Source organism: Salinimonas iocasae (assembly GCF_006228385.1).
GTDB classification, from domain to species: domain Bacteria; phylum Pseudomonadota; class Gammaproteobacteria; order Enterobacterales; family Alteromonadaceae; genus Alteromonas; species Alteromonas iocasae.
Genome location: NZ_CP039852.1, coordinates 1,561,458 through 1,578,645 on the forward strand (window position 1 = coordinate 1,561,458; position 17,188 = coordinate 1,578,645).

15 protein-coding genes are annotated in these 17,188 nt (G+C 47.5%); 10 read left to right on the forward strand and 5 right to left on the reverse strand.

The window, feature by feature from the left end:
• The first annotated feature begins 91 nt into the window (after positions 1-91).
• On the forward strand, positions 92-415 hold the full coding sequence (locus FBQ74_RS06835; protein ID WP_139755964.1) for an ArsR/SmtB family transcription factor: 324 nt from the start codon (positions 92-94) through the stop codon (positions 413-415).
• Positions 416-418: 3 nt separating this feature from the next.
• On the opposite strand, the gene FBQ74_RS06840 is transcribed toward FBQ74_RS06835, so the two are convergent.
• The 3 genes from FBQ74_RS06840 to maoP all read right to left on the reverse strand — a co-directional run bounded on the left by FBQ74_RS06840 (position 419) and on the right by maoP (position 3,048).
• A complete protein-coding gene (locus tag FBQ74_RS06840) occupies positions 419-1,735 on the reverse strand; it encodes a class II fumarate hydratase (RefSeq protein ID WP_139755965.1) in 1,317 nt (438 codons plus the stop codon).
• Between the two features lies 1 nt (position 1,736).
• The gene (locus tag FBQ74_RS06845; protein WP_139755966.1) at positions 1,737-2,471 is read right to left on the reverse strand and encodes a PRC-barrel domain-containing protein; all 735 of its coding nucleotides are present in this window, start codon (positions 2,469-2,471) and stop codon (positions 1,737-1,739) included.
• Positions 2,472-2,688: 217 nt separating this feature from the next.
• On the reverse strand, positions 2,689-3,048 hold the full coding sequence (maoP, locus tag FBQ74_RS06850; protein ID WP_139755967.1) for a DUF413 domain-containing protein: 360 nt from the start codon (positions 3,046-3,048) through the stop codon (positions 2,689-2,691).
• Between the two features lie 307 nt (positions 3,049-3,355).
• Between maoP and FBQ74_RS18940 the strand changes: the two genes are divergently transcribed.
• The 9 genes from FBQ74_RS18940 (at position 3,356) to FBQ74_RS06890 (ending at position 14,471) form a co-directional block, all read left to right on the forward strand.
• The gene (locus tag FBQ74_RS18940) at positions 3,356-3,520 is read left to right on the forward strand and encodes a hypothetical protein (protein ID WP_168190624.1); all 165 of its coding nucleotides are present in this window, start codon (positions 3,356-3,358) and stop codon (positions 3,518-3,520) included.
• 99 nt (positions 3,521-3,619) lie between these two features.
• Positions 3,620-4,462, forward strand: a complete 843-nt coding sequence (locus tag FBQ74_RS06855) for a LysR family transcriptional regulator (RefSeq protein WP_139755968.1) — start codon at positions 3,620-3,622, stop codon at positions 4,460-4,462.
• Positions 4,463-4,638: 176 nt separating this feature from the next.
• A complete protein-coding gene (locus FBQ74_RS06860; protein WP_139755969.1) occupies positions 4,639-4,995 on the forward strand; it encodes a DUF2750 domain-containing protein in 357 nt (118 codons plus the stop codon).
• A 156-nt stretch (positions 4,996-5,151) separates the two neighbouring features.
• The gene (locus FBQ74_RS06865; protein WP_139755970.1) at positions 5,152-5,394 is read left to right on the forward strand and encodes a DUF2789 domain-containing protein; all 243 of its coding nucleotides are present in this window, start codon (positions 5,152-5,154) and stop codon (positions 5,392-5,394) included.
• A 162-nt stretch (positions 5,395-5,556) separates the two neighbouring features.
• Positions 5,557-7,725, forward strand: coding sequence for a S46 family peptidase (locus FBQ74_RS06870; RefSeq protein ID WP_139755971.1), 2,169 nt, complete (start codon positions 5,557-5,559; stop codon positions 7,723-7,725).
• Between the two features lie 209 nt (positions 7,726-7,934).
• Positions 7,935-9,233, forward strand: coding sequence for a ribonuclease J (locus tag FBQ74_RS06875; protein ID WP_139757893.1), 1,299 nt, complete (start codon positions 7,935-7,937; stop codon positions 9,231-9,233).
• An 85-nt stretch (positions 9,234-9,318) separates the two neighbouring features.
• A complete protein-coding gene (locus FBQ74_RS06880) occupies positions 9,319-9,528 on the forward strand; it encodes a hypothetical protein (protein ID WP_139755972.1) in 210 nt (69 codons plus the stop codon).
• 80 nt (positions 9,529-9,608) lie between these two features.
• Positions 9,609-10,067, forward strand: a complete 459-nt coding sequence (locus FBQ74_RS06885) for a hypothetical protein (protein ID WP_139755973.1) — start codon at positions 9,609-9,611, stop codon at positions 10,065-10,067.
• A gap of 126 nt (positions 10,068-10,193) precedes the next feature.
• The gene (locus FBQ74_RS06890) at positions 10,194-14,471 is read left to right on the forward strand and encodes an EAL domain-containing protein (protein WP_139755974.1); all 4,278 of its coding nucleotides are present in this window, start codon (positions 10,194-10,196) and stop codon (positions 14,469-14,471) included.
• Here FBQ74_RS06890 and FBQ74_RS06895 read toward each other — a convergent pair.
• Both FBQ74_RS06895 and FBQ74_RS06900 read right to left on the reverse strand, forming a co-directional pair.
• A complete protein-coding gene (locus tag FBQ74_RS06895) occupies positions 14,468-16,711 on the reverse strand; it encodes a xanthine dehydrogenase family protein molybdopterin-binding subunit (RefSeq protein ID WP_139755975.1) in 2,244 nt (747 codons plus the stop codon). The genes FBQ74_RS06890 and FBQ74_RS06895 overlap by 4 nt on opposite strands.
• On the reverse strand, positions 16,708-17,166 hold the full coding sequence (locus FBQ74_RS06900; protein ID WP_139755976.1) for a (2Fe-2S)-binding protein: 459 nt from the start codon (positions 17,164-17,166) through the stop codon (positions 16,708-16,710). Before FBQ74_RS06900 ends, FBQ74_RS06895 begins: the two co-directional genes overlap by 4 nt.
• Positions 17,167-17,188 lie beyond the last annotated feature (22 nt).

Below are 17,188 nucleotides of genomic sequence, written 5' to 3' on the forward strand. Positions count from 1 at the left end.
CTTTAGACTGCTGCTTTTGTGCGATAAATGCACTTGTGACCTTTAGTGCTTCGCGTTTCAATATGGCTTTAAACAAATTAGCGTTGCTTGCATGTCTGCTATTTCCGAAACACAAAACAATGAATTCATTTTAGAGTATGTCAGTGAGGCAGAGCAATTTTTCAAATTGCTTGCAAATAAAACACGACTGACCGTCTTGTATTCGCTTATTGATAAGGAACTTTCGGTTTCTGATCTTCTTACCCGTATTAATGTGACCCAGCCTGTTTTATCTCAGCATCTGGCACTGTTACGAGAAGCCGGCGTTGTCGCCACCCGCCGCGACGGGCAGGTTATATACTATCGTCTCACTGACAAGCGTGTACTTCAGACGATAGGGTTGATGAGCGAATTTTTCGACGACTCCTCTGTGTAATAACTACACCAGTTTGGCGGGATCTAACAGCGACTTCAATTCATCCTCTTCCAGCGACGTCATTTCTTTCGCTACGTCAAGAATATCCCGCTTTTCATCATAGGCACGTTTAGCAATCTCAGTGCCTTTTTCATAGCCTATCTTCTGATTAAGCGCTGTAACCAGAATAGGGTTTTTAGATAACACTTTCTCAAGCTGCGCTTCATTTACGGTAAAAGTCTCTATTGCTTTTTCGCCAAGGTGTTCACAGCTGTTACTCATCAGGTTGATCGCAAGCAGCAAATTCTGGCCAATAAGGGGCAACATTACGTTAAGCTGAAAATTGCCCGACTGACCGGCTACCGATATCGCTGTGTGATAGCCCATTACCTGTGCACTGGCCATCGCTACCGCCTCTGGTATTACCGGGTTAACCTTACCCGGCATAATCGAACTGCCAGCCTGAAGCTTGGGCATTTCAATCTCAGCCAGACCAGCCAACGGGCCACTGTTCATCCAGCGCAAGTCATTACTAATTTTCATTAATGAAGCTGCCAGTGTGTTAAGTTGGCCAGCCAGCTCTACCGCTGTGTCCTGAGCAGAAATTGCTGCAAAATGATTATCAGTGACAGAAAATGAGATATCCAGTTGGCGGCTTAATGCGGCACTGACGCGACCACCAAATTCCTTGTGGGTATTTATTCCAGTACCCACTGCAGTGCCGCCAATGGCCAGCCGAGTGAGACGCTGCAGTGTGTCTTCAAGACGCTGTTGATTCTGAAGAATCTGAGCCCGCCATCCGGATAGTTCCTGACTTATCTTTACCGGCATGGCATCCATCAAATGTGTCCGGCCCGTTTTAATTACGTGGTCCAGCGCTTTCATACGCGCTTCGATATGCTCTGACAAGCTCCGCATCGCCGGTAACAGGCGTTCCTGTATTTGTATTGCTGCGCTGATATGAATAGTGGTGGGAATGACATCATTGGAGCTTTGCCCCATGTTTACATCATCATTCGGATGAATTTCACGATTTGCATATCGGCTGGCTAACGAGGCGATAACCTCATTAGCGTTCATATTTGTACTGGTGCCTGAGCCGGTCTGAAAGACATCAACCGGAAATTGCTCATCGTGCTTACCCTCTGCCACCTCTATTGCCGCTTTATAGATAGCACCAGCGATGTCGTCGTCCATGTTGCCCAGTTCCTGGTTCGCAGTGGCACAGGCGGCTTTCAGGTAACCTAATGCATGAATAAAGGGGGCGGGCATACCTTGTTGACTGATAGCAAAGTTGTCACAGGCCAGCGAGGTCTGTTTCTGATATAGCGTCTCAGTCATACTATTGCTCCGCTTTCGACAAAATTGATTCTAAGTAGCTGGCATCTGCCAGTTTATCCATATCGATCTCTGGCTTATCCATAAGCTGCTCCTGGGTCAGGTTGACGTGGACTTTATGGCTTGACCAATCAATCGTATCAATGTCTTTTGGTAATACAGCAAGCTTTTTACCTCCTGGAAGCCAGTTATTAGTATCAATAACCAGTAAGCGCAGTGACCACCCGGTATGATCAAAGATAAAATCAGTGATGTGCCCGACATCTTCATCCAGCGTGGCTACATCATAACCATGTACCTCGCTGCATGAACGCAAATGGTTTGCTGGCTCAGCAGCGTCTTCGGCAAGGGTTTGCTCCATTTCTTTATCAGCCAGTTCAGTGGGATGAGCAAAATCGCCCCATGCACCCGGACCAATCCAGTAGTAACCATAGCCGAAATATTTAAACAGTGTCTCTTCGTATTCCCGGGACAGCGGTTTATGTTCATCAATCGACGGGCTGTCTTTAAGCTCTTGCGAAGACATATTTATTGCCAGCCATTGTTCATCAGTATTAACTTTTGAAACTGAAATAGGGGAAATAACAACTTTGCGGCTCATTGGTAGCCAGCTATTGGTATCCGCGACCAGGTAGCGGGCAACAAAATCCTGATCATCAAAAAGGATATCTTTACAGCCGCCTATATCACCGTCTGTAGCATGTATAGAATAGTGAGTAATCTGTTTATGCGAAATCATGGCTTCAATCCTCCAGGTGTCTGAGCGCCTTAATAGAATAAAAGGTGGCGCTGAAGCGACTTATGATTGAATTCGTGACGGCATCCTACAAAGATCACACATAGCAGGTATTTACACCGGTGGGAGCGCGAAGATGGGAGACAAAAACTAAGCTTATGAGAGGAACTCATAACAATGTGGCCCGAAGGGGCCACATGTTAAACAAAGACGGGGCGAATTAACCTGCTACGTCATATTCCTCACTAACGTAATCGTCGTCATAGTCAGCCTGATTACTGGCACTGCTGTGTAGCGTATAAAAGTGGCGCTTGCCGCGTGCCAGCTGAACGTATTTCTGCCACGCTTTTTCAAGGCTGTTGTGAGCAGGTACCTGACCTTTAATAAAAGCCACGAAGTGAGACTCATCATCTCCCTCGGGCGCAAGTGTTTCACTCTCCAGGGCCATAAGCGTATTGCCATAGCGGGTCAGCAAATCAGCTTCAGAAATACTAAAATCACCAGATTTCCTGAAGCCGTAAGGAAATTTGGCTCTGTCCATAAAAGGTTTGGGTGCAATACGGATATCAGGTGTGTTCATGTTCATCTCGCATAAAATAAGTTTGCAAGCGAACTTTTAGGACAAATTTCAAAAAAAATGAAACAAAAATTTTTGTTCTTTGCGGGAAAAATTTTTGTTTGTCAGTTTTCAGGACTAAAAGGCAGTATACCCGCCTGCGCAGCGCATCCGGATACCACTCAGATCAACTGATAAAAAACGTCTCAGGATTGCGAAAAGATTATGATTCTGAGAACAAATGTTTTTGTCGTAACGATAATTAATATTTGTTTTAAATTTGTACAGCGGCGCAGATAATAACCTTGTCGTTCACTAGTTTGAGATTGTAATGAGCAAAGACTATCGTTACCAGCGAGAAGAATGGGACTCGGTAGAAGACGATGACCATTTTGGAAAGAAAAAATCGGATCGCCGTAACCAGATGAAAGGGCGTCAGAAGCGTGATGAGCTTAGACGCGAAAAGCAGAAAAGATTGCATCAGGAGAGTTATTAGACAATATCCTGACTTTCTGAACGCTTTATAAGTTTTCAGGTTTACAAACCTGTGCATATGTGACAGCTTTACGGGCAGGTTTACTATTGCCCGTAAAGCATGGACATTCGCTTTTTATCGACCTTCATTGAAGTCGCAAATACCCGTCATTTTGGTAAGGCCGCAGAGAATCTGTTTTTAACACAGTCTGCTGTCAGTGCCCGCATTAAATTACTTGAAGAGTACTTCCAGACCACGCTTTTTATCCGTCACCGGAACAGTATTCAGCTAACGCCTGCAGGCGAAAAGTTACTGCCTTATGCTCATCAGTTAAGCGATACCCTGAAAGATGCAAAGCGTGAACTTCAGCTGCAATCCGGTGAGTATATTGTCTGCGGCGCGACCCAGTTGGCCAGTGAATTACAGCTGAGCAGCACACTATCGGGCATACATGAGCATTTTCCGGACTGGTCGGTAAAGGCGGAGATTCTGACCCTTGATAACCTTTCACGACAGCTACATGAGCGGGTCATCGACCTGGCCTTTTCCTCTGAACCGCTAAAATCAGAAGAGGTGATTTCTCAACAAATCAGTGCCGAACCCCTGGGTTTATATATCGTTGGCCGATCGTCTGATGATATTGATGCCAATGATTATGTTGCAATTGAATGGGGGGGAAAAACGAGGGACCTGATTTGTCAGCATTGGCCTCAGTTGCGGGATGCTAAGCTGCGGACGAATTCATTAAGGCTCGGACTCAATGCTATTGAAGAAGACGGTGGGTGCGCGGTATTCCCTGTACGGTTTGCGCAAAAACTTACGCATTTGTCTCTTCGCCAGGTTAGTACGCTTGATGATGTTCAGGCATGTGTTTATCTGAATCGACTGAAATCGGTAAAAAGACATGCACTGACGACTGTCGTCGATACTTTGTTTCCTTCCCATAAGACAATCGCGGTATAATAACGCAGAACACAAAAACCCGGTCTGGCCCTGCATATAACGTAAAATCGCAGCGCTTCAGTGCGTAGCGTGATCTGACGATGTTATTCTTAGTAGAAAGAAAATAACGCATTACATAGCGCTAAGGCTGAACAGCGCGTTTGCACTGTCAGCAATCAATATCATAGGAATTATTTATGGCTCTAGATGAACATCCCCTGTTGGGCGTGAGTGCAGCATTGCGTTTACAAGAGACAATTTCTGGAATTAAAGATAACCAGAAAGTCTGGATTCTCAAGGACGCAGATGGCTGCGTCATGTTAAGTACTGAAGATGAAGACGGTGTACCCGTGTGGCCAGATGCCGGCTTAGCCTTACTGTGGGCTACAGAGGACTGGGCTGATTGTGAACCTATGGCGGTGACGCTGGAAGACTGGCTGAAGAAATGGACGCCGGGCCTTATGCAGGATGAACTGTGCATTATGGTTTGCCCGGTACCGGGCGAAGACGGTGAGGTAATGGAACCGGACGAGCTTGCTGAAAAGCTGATGTAACCATTGCTCACACTGTACTTAAAAACCACTGAAGTCCTCAGTGGTTTTTTTGTTTATGGTGCAAGGTCTTTGACTTTTTGCATCACTGCCAAGGCTGATCTTTTGCTTCCGAGAACCCGTTTACTACTTTTAATACAACAGGATAATGGAGCAATTATGTATACAGAACAGCCAACAATGGCAGACTTATTCACCCAGTTGGGACTTGATTCCAGCGAAGAGGGGATGGATGCATTTATTGAAGAGCATAAAGGCATGAATCAAAGCCGGCATATCGAAGAAGCGCCATTCTGGAACGATTCTCAGGCTGCGTTTCTTAAACAGGCCATTGATGAAGACGCGCAGTGGGTGGTGGTAATCGACGAGTTGAACGCCCAGCTGCATCATGATCACGCCTGATAAAAGCCACGCCTTTACGCGATTGATAACGGTAGATTCACGATGAATTTACCGTTGCAACAAATTTACACATTTTAACGATTGGTTTTTTACCGTTTAGACTGGGCGCTTAACACATTACAGGGTAGTATCTTTGGGACGACACTCGAATAAGGAACTGTAATGTCTAAAAAAATAAGCTATCTGGCTGGTGCAATACTTCTTGCCAGCACAGGCAGCACATTCGCCAAAGAAGGCATGTTTACGCCTGAACAGCTTCCCCAGATAAGCGCAGATCTGAAAAAGACCGGCTTAGAAATTTCCCCCGAATCATTAAGCGACCTGACTGACTTCCCTATGGGCGCTATTGTCTCTCTGGGCGGCTGCTCAGCATCATTTGTATCGGATAAAGGACTGGCGGTAACCAATCACCACTGTGCCCGGGGCTCTGTTCAGTACAATTCTACTGCTGAAAATAATTATCTGAAGAATGGCTTTCTGGCGAAAAAGATAGGTGACGAATTACCTGCCGCACCAGGAACCCGGATGTATGTAACCGTTGAGTTTTCGGATGTGACGGACAAAATCCTCGGCAAACTTGATGAGAGCGTGACCGGGCGGGAGCGTTTTGATGCTATCGTTGATATGCAAAAGCAACTGATTCAGGAGTGCGAGGCCGAGCCGGGCTATCGTTGTTCAGTACCGTCTTTCTATAATGGAAAAGAGTACAAGCTGATTAAACAGCTGGAGATACAGGATGTTCGTATTGCCTATGCGCCTGCAGACTCAGTAGGTAAATATGGCGGTGATATTGATAACTGGATGTGGCCGCGCCACACTGGCGATTTCTCCTTTTACCGGGCTTATGTGGGTAAAGATGGCAAACCTGCAGAGTATGCCGAGGACAATGTGCCGTATCAGCCTGAGCATGTGCTCAAAGTATCTGCTGCCGGCCTGAAGGACGGCGACTTTGTGATGGCGGCGGGTTATCCTGGCTCCACAGACCGGTATGCCAGACTGGTAGCGGTAAAACACACCTTTAACTGGTTATATCCCACTTATATCGATTTAATCGAAACCTGGATTGATACCATTGAGAAAGCCGCGCCCGAAGGCAGCGATGCGCGTATCAAGTATGAGTCTACACTTGCCGGACTGAATAACTTCCTGAAAAACACCAAAGGGCAAATCGCCGGGGCGAAGCGGGTTGGTCTGGTTGAGCGACGCGAGCAGCGTGAAAAAGCATTAAATGAGTGGTTATCATCTGCGGGTATGCGCGAAGCTCAGCTTGAAACCATTGCAAAGCTGGATGATGTCGAGAAGCAACAGTCTGCACTGAGCAAGCAAACATTCTGGTATCGCAATATTACCCGACCACAACTACTTAGCGCTGCCCAGCGTCTTTACCGTAATGCTATTGAACAGCAGAAACCGGATGCGAAGCGTGAGCCTGGTTATCAGGACCGTGACCAAAGTCGCCTTAAAGAAAGCATGCAGCGTATTGAAAGGCGCTTTGATGCAACTGTTGATAAGGCCGTCTGGGCTACATTTATCAAGCAATACCTTCAGCAGCCAGCGGCAGCCAGAATCGCAGCGTTTGATGAAGCTCTGGGGTTATCCGCAGATACATCACCTGAAAAGGTCGATCAAATTCTGGCTGACTATTACCAGCAAACTGGGATGAATCAGGTCGATAATCGTCTTGCGCTTATTGATGCTAAGCCTCAGGCGTTTAAGTCCAGCGATGACCCGTTCGTAAAACTGGCGGTCGCATTGTATGACACGGAGATGGAGAATGAAGATCGTGCCAAGAGTTTATCGGGTGAGTCAAAAGCACTGACACCTGGTTACATGCAGGCAATCATTGACTGGCAGAAGTCCCAGGGTAGTCTGGCATACCCGGATGCGAACAGCACCTTACGCGTGACTTATGGTAATGTCCTGGGAGGCTCACCAAAAGACGGCCTGATTTACGAACCTTTCACCCGTCTTCAGGGCATTGTTGAAAAAGACACTGGCGAAACACCGTTCGATGCGCCTGCGAAACAGTTGGAATTGATCAAAGCTGAAAAGTTCGGCCCCTATGAAATGGCCTCTATCGATAGTGTTCCGGTTAACTTTTTAAGTGACCTAGATTCTACTGGCGGTAATTCAGGCTCAGCCACCATGAACGGCCGGGCTGAACTGGTCGGCCTGTTATTTGACGGCACCTTTGAAAGTGTTAACTCTGACTGGGATTTTGACCCTAAAACCACTCGCACTATTCATGTGGATACACGTTACATGCTTTGGGTAATGGAGTATGTTGACGGGGCAACTAACCTTATTGAGGAAATGGACGTAGTTAAGTAATGCGTTGGTATTTCTGATGAAAGGCAGAGCGTTGGCTCTGCCTTTTTTGTATCAGGCCGTGAGGGATTGAAAATCGCTTGTTGTGTTACACTTTTCCATTCAACGGCTACCTGAATATACCGGGTTTCAAGGAGGCATTTATTTCTACACTTACACCAGGTCCCGACGATTTGTGGTTTGTTCCGCTTGGCGGAACCGGAGAAATCGGCATGAATATGAATCTGTACGGTCATGACGGGCAATGGTTGATGGTAGATTGTGGCGTTAGCTTTGATGAGCCGTTAGTCGCCCCCTATCTTGATGCTTCTGCATCGGCTCGATTTGATATCGTTGCCCCCGATCCTGCATTCATCGCGCAGCAAAAAGAGAGTCTTTGCGGGATGGTAATAACGCATGCTCATGAAGATCACGTTGGCGCCGTACCATACCTGTGGCCGCGCTTGCGATGCCCGGTTTATACCACCGCTTTTACCGCAGAGGTACTCAGACGCAAGCTAGCCCAAACCGGCCTTGAGGATAAAGTACCGATAATTGTTGTTGATGAACGTAATGAGAAGCAGGTCGGTCCGTTTTCGCTCAACTGGCTGGCAGTAACGCATTCCATTCCTGATCCTTTCGCATTAAAGATTACCACACCGGCGGGCAGTGTTCTGCATACAGCAGATTGGAAAATTGATGCTCAGCCAGTAACCGGTAAGCCATTTGATGCTGCGCTTTACAGGCAACTTGGCAGTGAAAATATACTGGCTATGATAGGTGATTCTACCAATGCCACCAAACCAGGTTTTTCTGTTTCAGAGCGAAATTGTTTCGATGGCTTACTTGCCACCATAAGGCCATTGACAGGGCGTGTTGTTGTTAGTTGTTTTGGCAGTAATGTGGCGCGTCTGATCACCCTGGCGAAGGTAGCACAGAAAACCGGCCGTTATATGGCGCTTTATGGGCGTTCGCTACTCAATATGTATAGTATTGCACGAAAACTGGACGTCTGGCCTGAGGATCTGACTTTGATTGATCCCAGTCATGCTGGCTATCTGCCACCCAGCGAGGTATTGGCGGTAGTAACCGGCAGTCAGGGGGAACAACGCGCCGCTTTGGCCCGCCTGGCCCGTGACGATCACCATCAGCTATCTCTGGATAAAGGTGATACAGTTATTTTCTCAAGTATTGTTATTCCCGGTAATGAACAACCCGTAAACAATCTTATCAGTCAGCTCAAAGGGCTGGGTATTTCGACTATTACCAGCGAAGAAAGTGTATTACCCATCCACGCCAGCGGGCACCCGTGTGCAGAAGAGCTTAAACTAATGTACAGCTGGGTTAAGCCGCAGGTTGCTATTCCTGTACATGGCGAGCCTGAACATCTGGAAGCGCACGGTCAGATAGCCAGAGAGGCTGGCGTGAGAAAGCGATATGTAGGGCGTAATGGCGATCTTTACCGGCTGGCTCCTGTTACTGGTATCCGGCGTCAGGTTATACGTACCGGCAGAGTACCTGTTAAAGCGTAACCAATAAAAATTTCTGCACATCCGATAATTCTCGACAATAATAAAGCGTCAGCATTTGCTGATGCTTTGTTATAAAGGACTGTGTATGAAGAAGTTAATTAGAATTGCGGCGGTAATTGGTACTGGGTTATTATCATTTTGTGCTTCGGCCCAGGGGCTCGCTGACACGTCAACTTCATTTTCGATGAAAACGGTTTGCGAGGCATTTCCACATACATGCGGTGCATCCCCCAGTGGTGACGGTTTTGGTAGCGAACTGCCAAAAGACCCACCTAAGGATGACCCTGATTCTTAACGGTAGTTTGCAGGAATTTGGACTTTATATTTCTTGATGTGACCTCAATATTCTGGCCGTTGTTTTACACAGCGGCGCTTTTGGCATATTCACTGTCTGTAAGAAAAATCACACTTTTTTCCTTTATTTTTCTCGGCACGCTTCTCGTAGAAGCACTGCATTTTGGTATAGAGAACTATGTAAAGAGCCTCAATTCCATGGAAGTGTTTTCTACACTGGGCTTTTATACCTGGTACCTTGGGTTCGGTGCTTCAAATTTGCTTTTTGCATTGAGTATTCTGTTGTTGCGCCGCTATATGCCGGTTATTCCGGTTGCAGTTACCCGTTACTTTATCGCAATCTATACCCTGTTAGGTTTTCTGCACTTGTTTACACTGCTTGAGCGCTTATCATTGCAATCAGCTTGGGTGGCAAATGCATATTCTGTGGCTATATTTTCGCTTACCTTACTGAAGATGGCAGGGCTTATCGGTTACGCTCTTTATGAAGTCGGCGCTTCGCTTTACCGAAAAAAGCAGCAGGCAGATGTACGCTATTAACACCCTGTATATGAATTGTGATATAAATCACCTTTTTGTATTAGCATAAAGTTGCAGTGACACCCACTGCATTCTCATATAGGTTTAACTTAGAAACCATTGTATTTCTCATCTGTAAGGTAACTTGTGATAAGTCCTGATACCGCTAAGCCTCTACAGCATTGCAATTATTACCGGTCTGTCGCGGCGGTAATATGCTTTACTCTGTGTCTGGTTGGAATGGTATTTTCTTCTCCGGGGGCAACCGCACCCGTTATCAAGTCATCTTCTATTCCCAGTTTGTCGACACGCCAGGGACTCAGTCAGGATTCCATCAATGACATACTTATCGATGATACTGGTTTTGTATGGCTAGCAACGCAGGGCGGGTTGGATAGGTGGGACGGTCATCACCTTGTAAACATAGCTGGTCCGGACAATATTCTTGTTAACGCCAGCATAGAAAAACTGTTTTTGGATGGGCAGGACCGGCTTTGGATAAGTTCACTGGAATCGGGGGTGTTCACCCTGGATTTGACAACCAGTGAGGTCAGTCTGGCAATTGACAGACCAGGCCTCGCTACTTACCAGTGGATTCAGTCGGCGGTTGACTTTAAAGAAAATACGCACGGCGAATTGTTTGTGGCCCTTGAACATGAGGTTGTGAAAGTCACAGCTGACGGTGGTCTCGAAGTTGTCTATACGCTGCCAGAAGCACTACGCAATAATGAAGATATTATCAGAGCCATTTATCCTGCTTCGCGATATTTGTTTGTCGCCACTTCCGCTGGAGTCTATGCCCTGAATCTCACCTATGAGGGCGCTGAAGTCGGATCTGACGAAGGTACGTTGGATAAAAGAACCCAGGAAGTAAACTACCTTGGCGACATACCAGCGGATGTGAACAATCAGAATGCGAAGTTTCTTATGTCCGACTCGCAGAACAGGTTGTGGCTTGGCACGGTTAAAGGTTTATTTAAAGCTGACCTGACTAGCTTGCAAAATGACCTCGACGATGGGGTGCAGACTACTTTCAGCGCGGTCAATACACAGCAAAACATCTGGCAGATTGTACCTGACGGCTCAAATTCATTTTGGCTGGCAACCAATGAGGGGCTGTTTTCCCTGAGAAAAGAAACATCAGGAAGCTGGCGCAGCGTTCATATGTTGGAAGCGCAAATTGGGGAGCAGCAGCTGGCTAAATCGAAAATCAGGACAATCGCAAAGGATAAGCTCAATACGTTATGGCTGGGTACTGAGATGGGGGGCGCCATGCTGTGGACGCCAGACAATCAAAACATAACGCATATTCAGAATCTAGTCGGCGACCCACAGCCACCACTAACGAATAATATCGTCTGGTCTTTGTATGAAGACAGTGATGAAATACTGTGGGCGGGAACCGGTAACGGTTTAACAAGGCTAGATCTGACAAACCTTGAATCGACAATGTTTCTCCAACAACCGCCAGCGCTGGCCGATCAGGCTGAAATCGAGCAGATTTTACCAACTGCGGATAAGAACACGCTGTATATCAGATCGTATGGGAAGGTACAGCTATTTAACAAACTGACAGGACAAACGATGTCGTTGCCTGTTGCTGGTCAGCAGGGTGCAGAGATTCTTGCAGGTTGGGTTTATGGTCTGGCAGTCGATACACGGGGCAGGCTGTACTTCTTATCTCATGACTACTACCGCTACGATCCTGAGACGCAGACTGTGGAAAAACTTGAATTCGCTGATGAGCGGCTTCAGGCTGCAGACAGCGGGTATTTTCTGGGAACGGCTGAAGCGCTTGATAATAATATGCTCTTATCTACCGCTGACGGCATATGGGCGGTAGATACGCAAACGCTTAGCAGCAGGTTACTTTACGAATATCTGCCTGCTGAAAAAGCCAGCGGTGCGTCAGCCACCTCGTGGGAAATTCAGGATGATGTCTTGTGGCTGGGCTTCCCGAGATTTGGGCTGTTGGGTATCGATATAGAGTCAGGTCGTGTGATCAGACGCTTTAATAGCGACAATCTTTTAAAAACCGACATTGTCTATGGCATTAAAGCTGATGAACAGGGCAGCCTTTGGTTTAGTTCTCATCAGGGGGTCTTCCGCTTTTCCCCGGAAAACCGGCTGATCAAAGAGTTCGTATATGGGCGTGAGCTCAATGTTTCTGAGTTTAATGACGGCGCGGCGCTTATTCTTCACGATGGCAGAATTGCCTATGGCTCTACAGGTGGCATTGCGATTTTCGACCCCTCTGCCTTAAGCGATGGTAATGCCATTCAGCGACCAGAGCAGCCTATGGTCATCAGTGGTATATCGCTGGACTCGCGTAACTTGCCATTGCCAATGAAAAATCTCAGTGATAGTCATCTTGATTTACATCACGACGACTTTGGAATTGAGATCCATTTTTCCTCTATCCTGGCAAGTTTTAATGCGGCTGATAATTATGTTTATGAGCTAAATCGAAATGGTCGGCTACTGAGCCAGTCGGTAACATCAGAGGGCAAAGCTGCTTTTGCATTTTTAGGGCCGGGCGATTATCAATTCAAGGTAGCACCAACCACCGAGCGCTATGACTACAATGTTACGCCCGGTGTTTTAACCTTTACTATTCCCTATCCACCTTTTCGCTCACCATTTGCTTACGCTGTATATCTGATCTTGTTTATTGTTGCAGTGTGGGCGTACATACGTTTTCGGCAGCAATCTATTGAGAAACTGGCTCGCACTGAGCGCCAGCTTAAAGTGATGGGTGAGGCGTTTACGCAAACCCGAGACTGGGTCATTGTTTTTGATGAAAAAATGTTGCCGATGGCTGTAAACCCTGCTTTCTGCCGCGCACTGGGGTTATCTGAAAACGATACGGCTGATGAGGCATTATCACAGCTGTACCGTCGTAAACCTGCAATTCGTCAACAGATGTATGAGCCGCTTCTGTCACTCGAGCCCGGTGGGTTTATAAGACGTGAAACGACCGTGCACGCAGCTGACGGTCATCATCATGATGTAATTATTGACATATCAGCAGTCGCTGATGAAAACAAACCTGAGTGTATAGACTATTATCTGATGGTTTTCAGTGATATATCAGAGCAAAAGGAAGCCGAGCGAAAACTGGTCAAGATGGCCAGTTATGACAGTCTGACCGGCCTTTTAAATCGCAACTTGTTGCTGGATCGTTTATCTCACGCTATAGAAAACGCCCAGGATGATGCCACGAAGGTGGCAGTGTTGTTTATCGACCTGGATCGATTCAAAGGTATCAACGACAGCCTGGGTCACGGCGTGGGCGATAAGCTGCTTAAAGTTATCGCTGAGAGAATGACCAGCCTCTCCAGCCATCAGGATACTGTAGCAAGGCTGGGTGGCGATGAATTTGTCATCGTAAGAGAGCGGGTTGAATGTACAGACACGCTTAGCTCTTTTGTCGCGCATTTGATTGAAACCGTGGAGACGCCCATTGCCATAGACGGCGAGATACTGTGTATTTCCTGTAGTATCGGAATATCTTTTTATCCTGACGATGCAATTACTCCAGCAGAGCTCATCAAGCAGGCAGATGTCGCGATGTATACCGCCAAAAAAGATACGGTAGATGGCTTTACGTATTTTACTGCAGAAATGAATGACAAAGCACGACAGCAAATGTCGCTGGAAAATCGCGTTAAACTTGCCTACCAGGAAGACCGTTTCTATAACCAGTATCAGCCAATTGTCGATGCGAATAACGAAACCATCGAGGGTGTGGAACTGTTGCTTCGTTGTGATATGTCCGACACACCCATGTCACCGGGAGAATTTATTCCGGTGCTGGAGCAGCTCAGATACATTGTTGATGTTACACGTATGGCTATCGTTCGTGCACTTGATGACCTGGCCTGCTGGCAGCATCAGGGGTTTCATGGTTATGTATCGGTAAATATCTCAGCGCTTCAGTTTAAAGCCGAGCTGCATCTGGATACGCTTAGAAAAATGCTCTATGAGCGTAATCTGACAGAACGTTCGATGCGCTTTGAGATAACTGAAGGTCTGTTGATGGAAGACAGTGAGTTTGCACAGGCTCGAATCAGAGAATTTCAGGACGCCGGGTTTCTGTTTTCTCTGGATGATTTCGGCACGGGCTATTCGTCGCTTAGCTACCTGAAAAAGTTTCCGCTGGACGTACTTAAGATTGATAAAAGCTTTATTGAAGAGGTTGATGTCGATCCTCAGGCGGCTGCATTGGTGAAAACCACCATCGAACTGGCTAAAACATTCAATATGGAATGTGTGGCAGAGGGCGTCGAAACACTTTCACAGGCAGAAACGTTGCAGCTTTTTGGCTGCTATAATCATCAGGGCTTTTTTTATTCCAGGCCGTTGCCAGCAGACCAGATAACTACTTTGATCGAGCAGCACTGGCCTGATGTTTCGTCGGTTTAAGCTTTTAGCGTAAGCGGAATAGGCAGTTCTTGAATACGCTTTCCGGTTGCGGCAAACAGCGCGTTAGCCAATGCCGGTGCAAAGGGTGGTGTAGGGGGTTCCCCGACACCGCCGGGCGCAGCGTCACTATCAACAATATGAACCTCAATATTCTCAGGAGCATGCTGCATGCGCGCAACCTGATAATTATGAAAGTTAGTTTGGTTTATCGCGCCATCAGTGGCGCTGATTTCACCAATTGCACAGCTTAACCCGAATATCGCCCCCCCTTCACATTGCGCTTTGACGTGCTCAGAATTAACAATAGTGCCTGCATCGATGCAAATGTAGGCGTTAGGAATTCGCCAGCTTCCATTATCATCAACAACGACTTCAACTACCGTAGCGACATAGCTTAAAAAAGATCGGTGTGCCGCTACGCCAAGATGGCGCTTCTCTTTTTCCCGATCGTCCCATCGAGCCATCTCTGTGGCTTTGTCAAGGACTGCACGCAAGCGGCCCGTATCGATAGGATAGGTCTCGAGCGGATCGCCGTAATTGTCATATTCAGCACCTTCTTTGGCAAGATCGATGTGGCGGGGTTTTCCGATAAGCTGTTGCAAATAGGCTTTGCTGTCTTTACCTGCCGCATAGGCCAGTTCATCAGCAAATGTATGAATAGCATACGCATGGTAAACATTCGCAACAGAACGCAACCAGCCGATACGAACATGGTTCTTTGCTTGCCCTTTTTCCAGTTGAATATTAGGGATATCAAACGGATTATCAATAAAGCCAAGCCTGAGTTCGCCGCTGCTGGGGCTATTGGCTTCTGTTGAAAATGTACTGCTTATTGTTGGAAAGACCGTATTGTGATGCCAGGCGATGGCGTTGCCATTTTCGTCCAGGGCAGCGCGGATATGCTGGGCACTGACGGTGTGATAAAAACCATGCTGGATATCGTCTTCCCGGCGCCAGACAACTTTAACCGGGCGTCCAGCCTTTTGGGCAAGCCACGCGGCTTCGGCGGCAAAATCCGGTTTTGATTTTCTGCCGAAACCACCGCCCAGTAATGTGACATGAATAGTGACATTCTCAACGGGAATCTTAAGTATCTCTGCAACAAGCGCCTGGGCAGCCTGGGGATTCTGCGTGCTGGTCCAAACTTCTGCGCTATCCCCATCTACGCGCGCTGCGGCAGCAGGTGGCTCCATAGGCGCCTGGGCCAGTAACGGGGCGTAGTAGGTTGCCTCAACGGTTTTGTGCGCCGAGTTCAGTGCTTGCTTTATATCACCGCGCTGGCGCACGACTTCACCTGCTTTGCGTGCGGTTTCTTTCAGTATTTGCTTTTCTGACTGCGAATCGTATTTGCTGTGGTCATTTTCAGTCCATGTAATGTTTAACGCTTTCACACCCTGCATCGCTGTCCAGGTATTATCTGCCAGAACCGCCACACCGCCCAGAGGAAAAAAGTTAGCGGGGGCGCTTGCTGTAGGAAGGGTAATAACGTCTTTCACTCCCTTCATACTGCGGGCTTTTTTATCATCGACAGAGTCAGGTTGTGTAAACATAACTGGCGGACGCTGAATAACCGCGTAAAGCATGTCGTCAATAGTGATATCCTGACCAAATATTGTGGTACCGGCCTGTACCGCTTCCATATCAATACTTCTGATGCCCTTACCAACATAACGCCAGTCTTTACGGGCTTTGGGCTTAACCAGGCCTTCTTCGGGCATTGGTAGGGTCGCAGCAACACTCACCAGCTGTGAGAAGTCTGCAGAGCGGCCGGACGCCGTATGTATAACCTGATGGTTTTTGCACTGACAGCTATCAGGCTCGACATTCCAGCCCTTTGCTGCAGCCTGCTTCAAAAGTAATGCGGCGGTGGCACCGGCCATCTGCAGGCGCGCCAGATTGCGTCGTATACTGCGCGAGCCGTCAGTATTCTGATCCCCATACTTTTTATCACCATCCGCCTGTAGGGTTTTCACGCGCTGCCAGTCCGCGTCGAGTTCATCGGCGATAATTTGTGTAATGGCAGTGCGGATCTGCTGGCCCATCTCTGAGCGGTGACACGTAACCTCAAGTGTGCCATCTTCAGTGATTGCAACAAAGACGTTGGGAGCCAGGTGCGCCGTTTGCGTTTGATTGGTTGCAGCGAATGTTGCTTTAGGTAACAGGGAAACACCCAGTGTTAATCCTGTACCCACACCCATTTGCTTTAAAAAGTGTCGGCGCTGCGCTGAATACTTGCTCATGACTGACTCTCCTTTGATGCCGCTTTTATTGCTTTGCGAATTCTGGGGTAAGTACCGCAACGACATATATTGCCTGACATACTTTGTTCAATGTCAGTATCAGAAGGGGCAGTGTTTTTTGCCAGCAGCGCTGCTGCCTGCATCATCTGACCACTCTGGCAATACCCACACTGTGGCACATCATGTTCAGCCCAGGCCACCTGTACAGGGTGGGCATTATCTTTGTCCAGCCCCTCAATGGTGGTTACACGCTTTCCCTCGACGGCTGACATGGGCAGACTGCATGACCGCGTCGCATCACCATCTACATGAATCGTACAGGCTCCGCATAACGCCATACCACACCCATACTTTGTACCGGTGAGGCCTATATCATCGCGTATATACCATAACAGCGGCATGGAGGGGTCGCCGTCATACTTTTGGGGTTCATCGTTCAGCGTAAATGTGATCATAGTGGGTTACCATTAATTACCG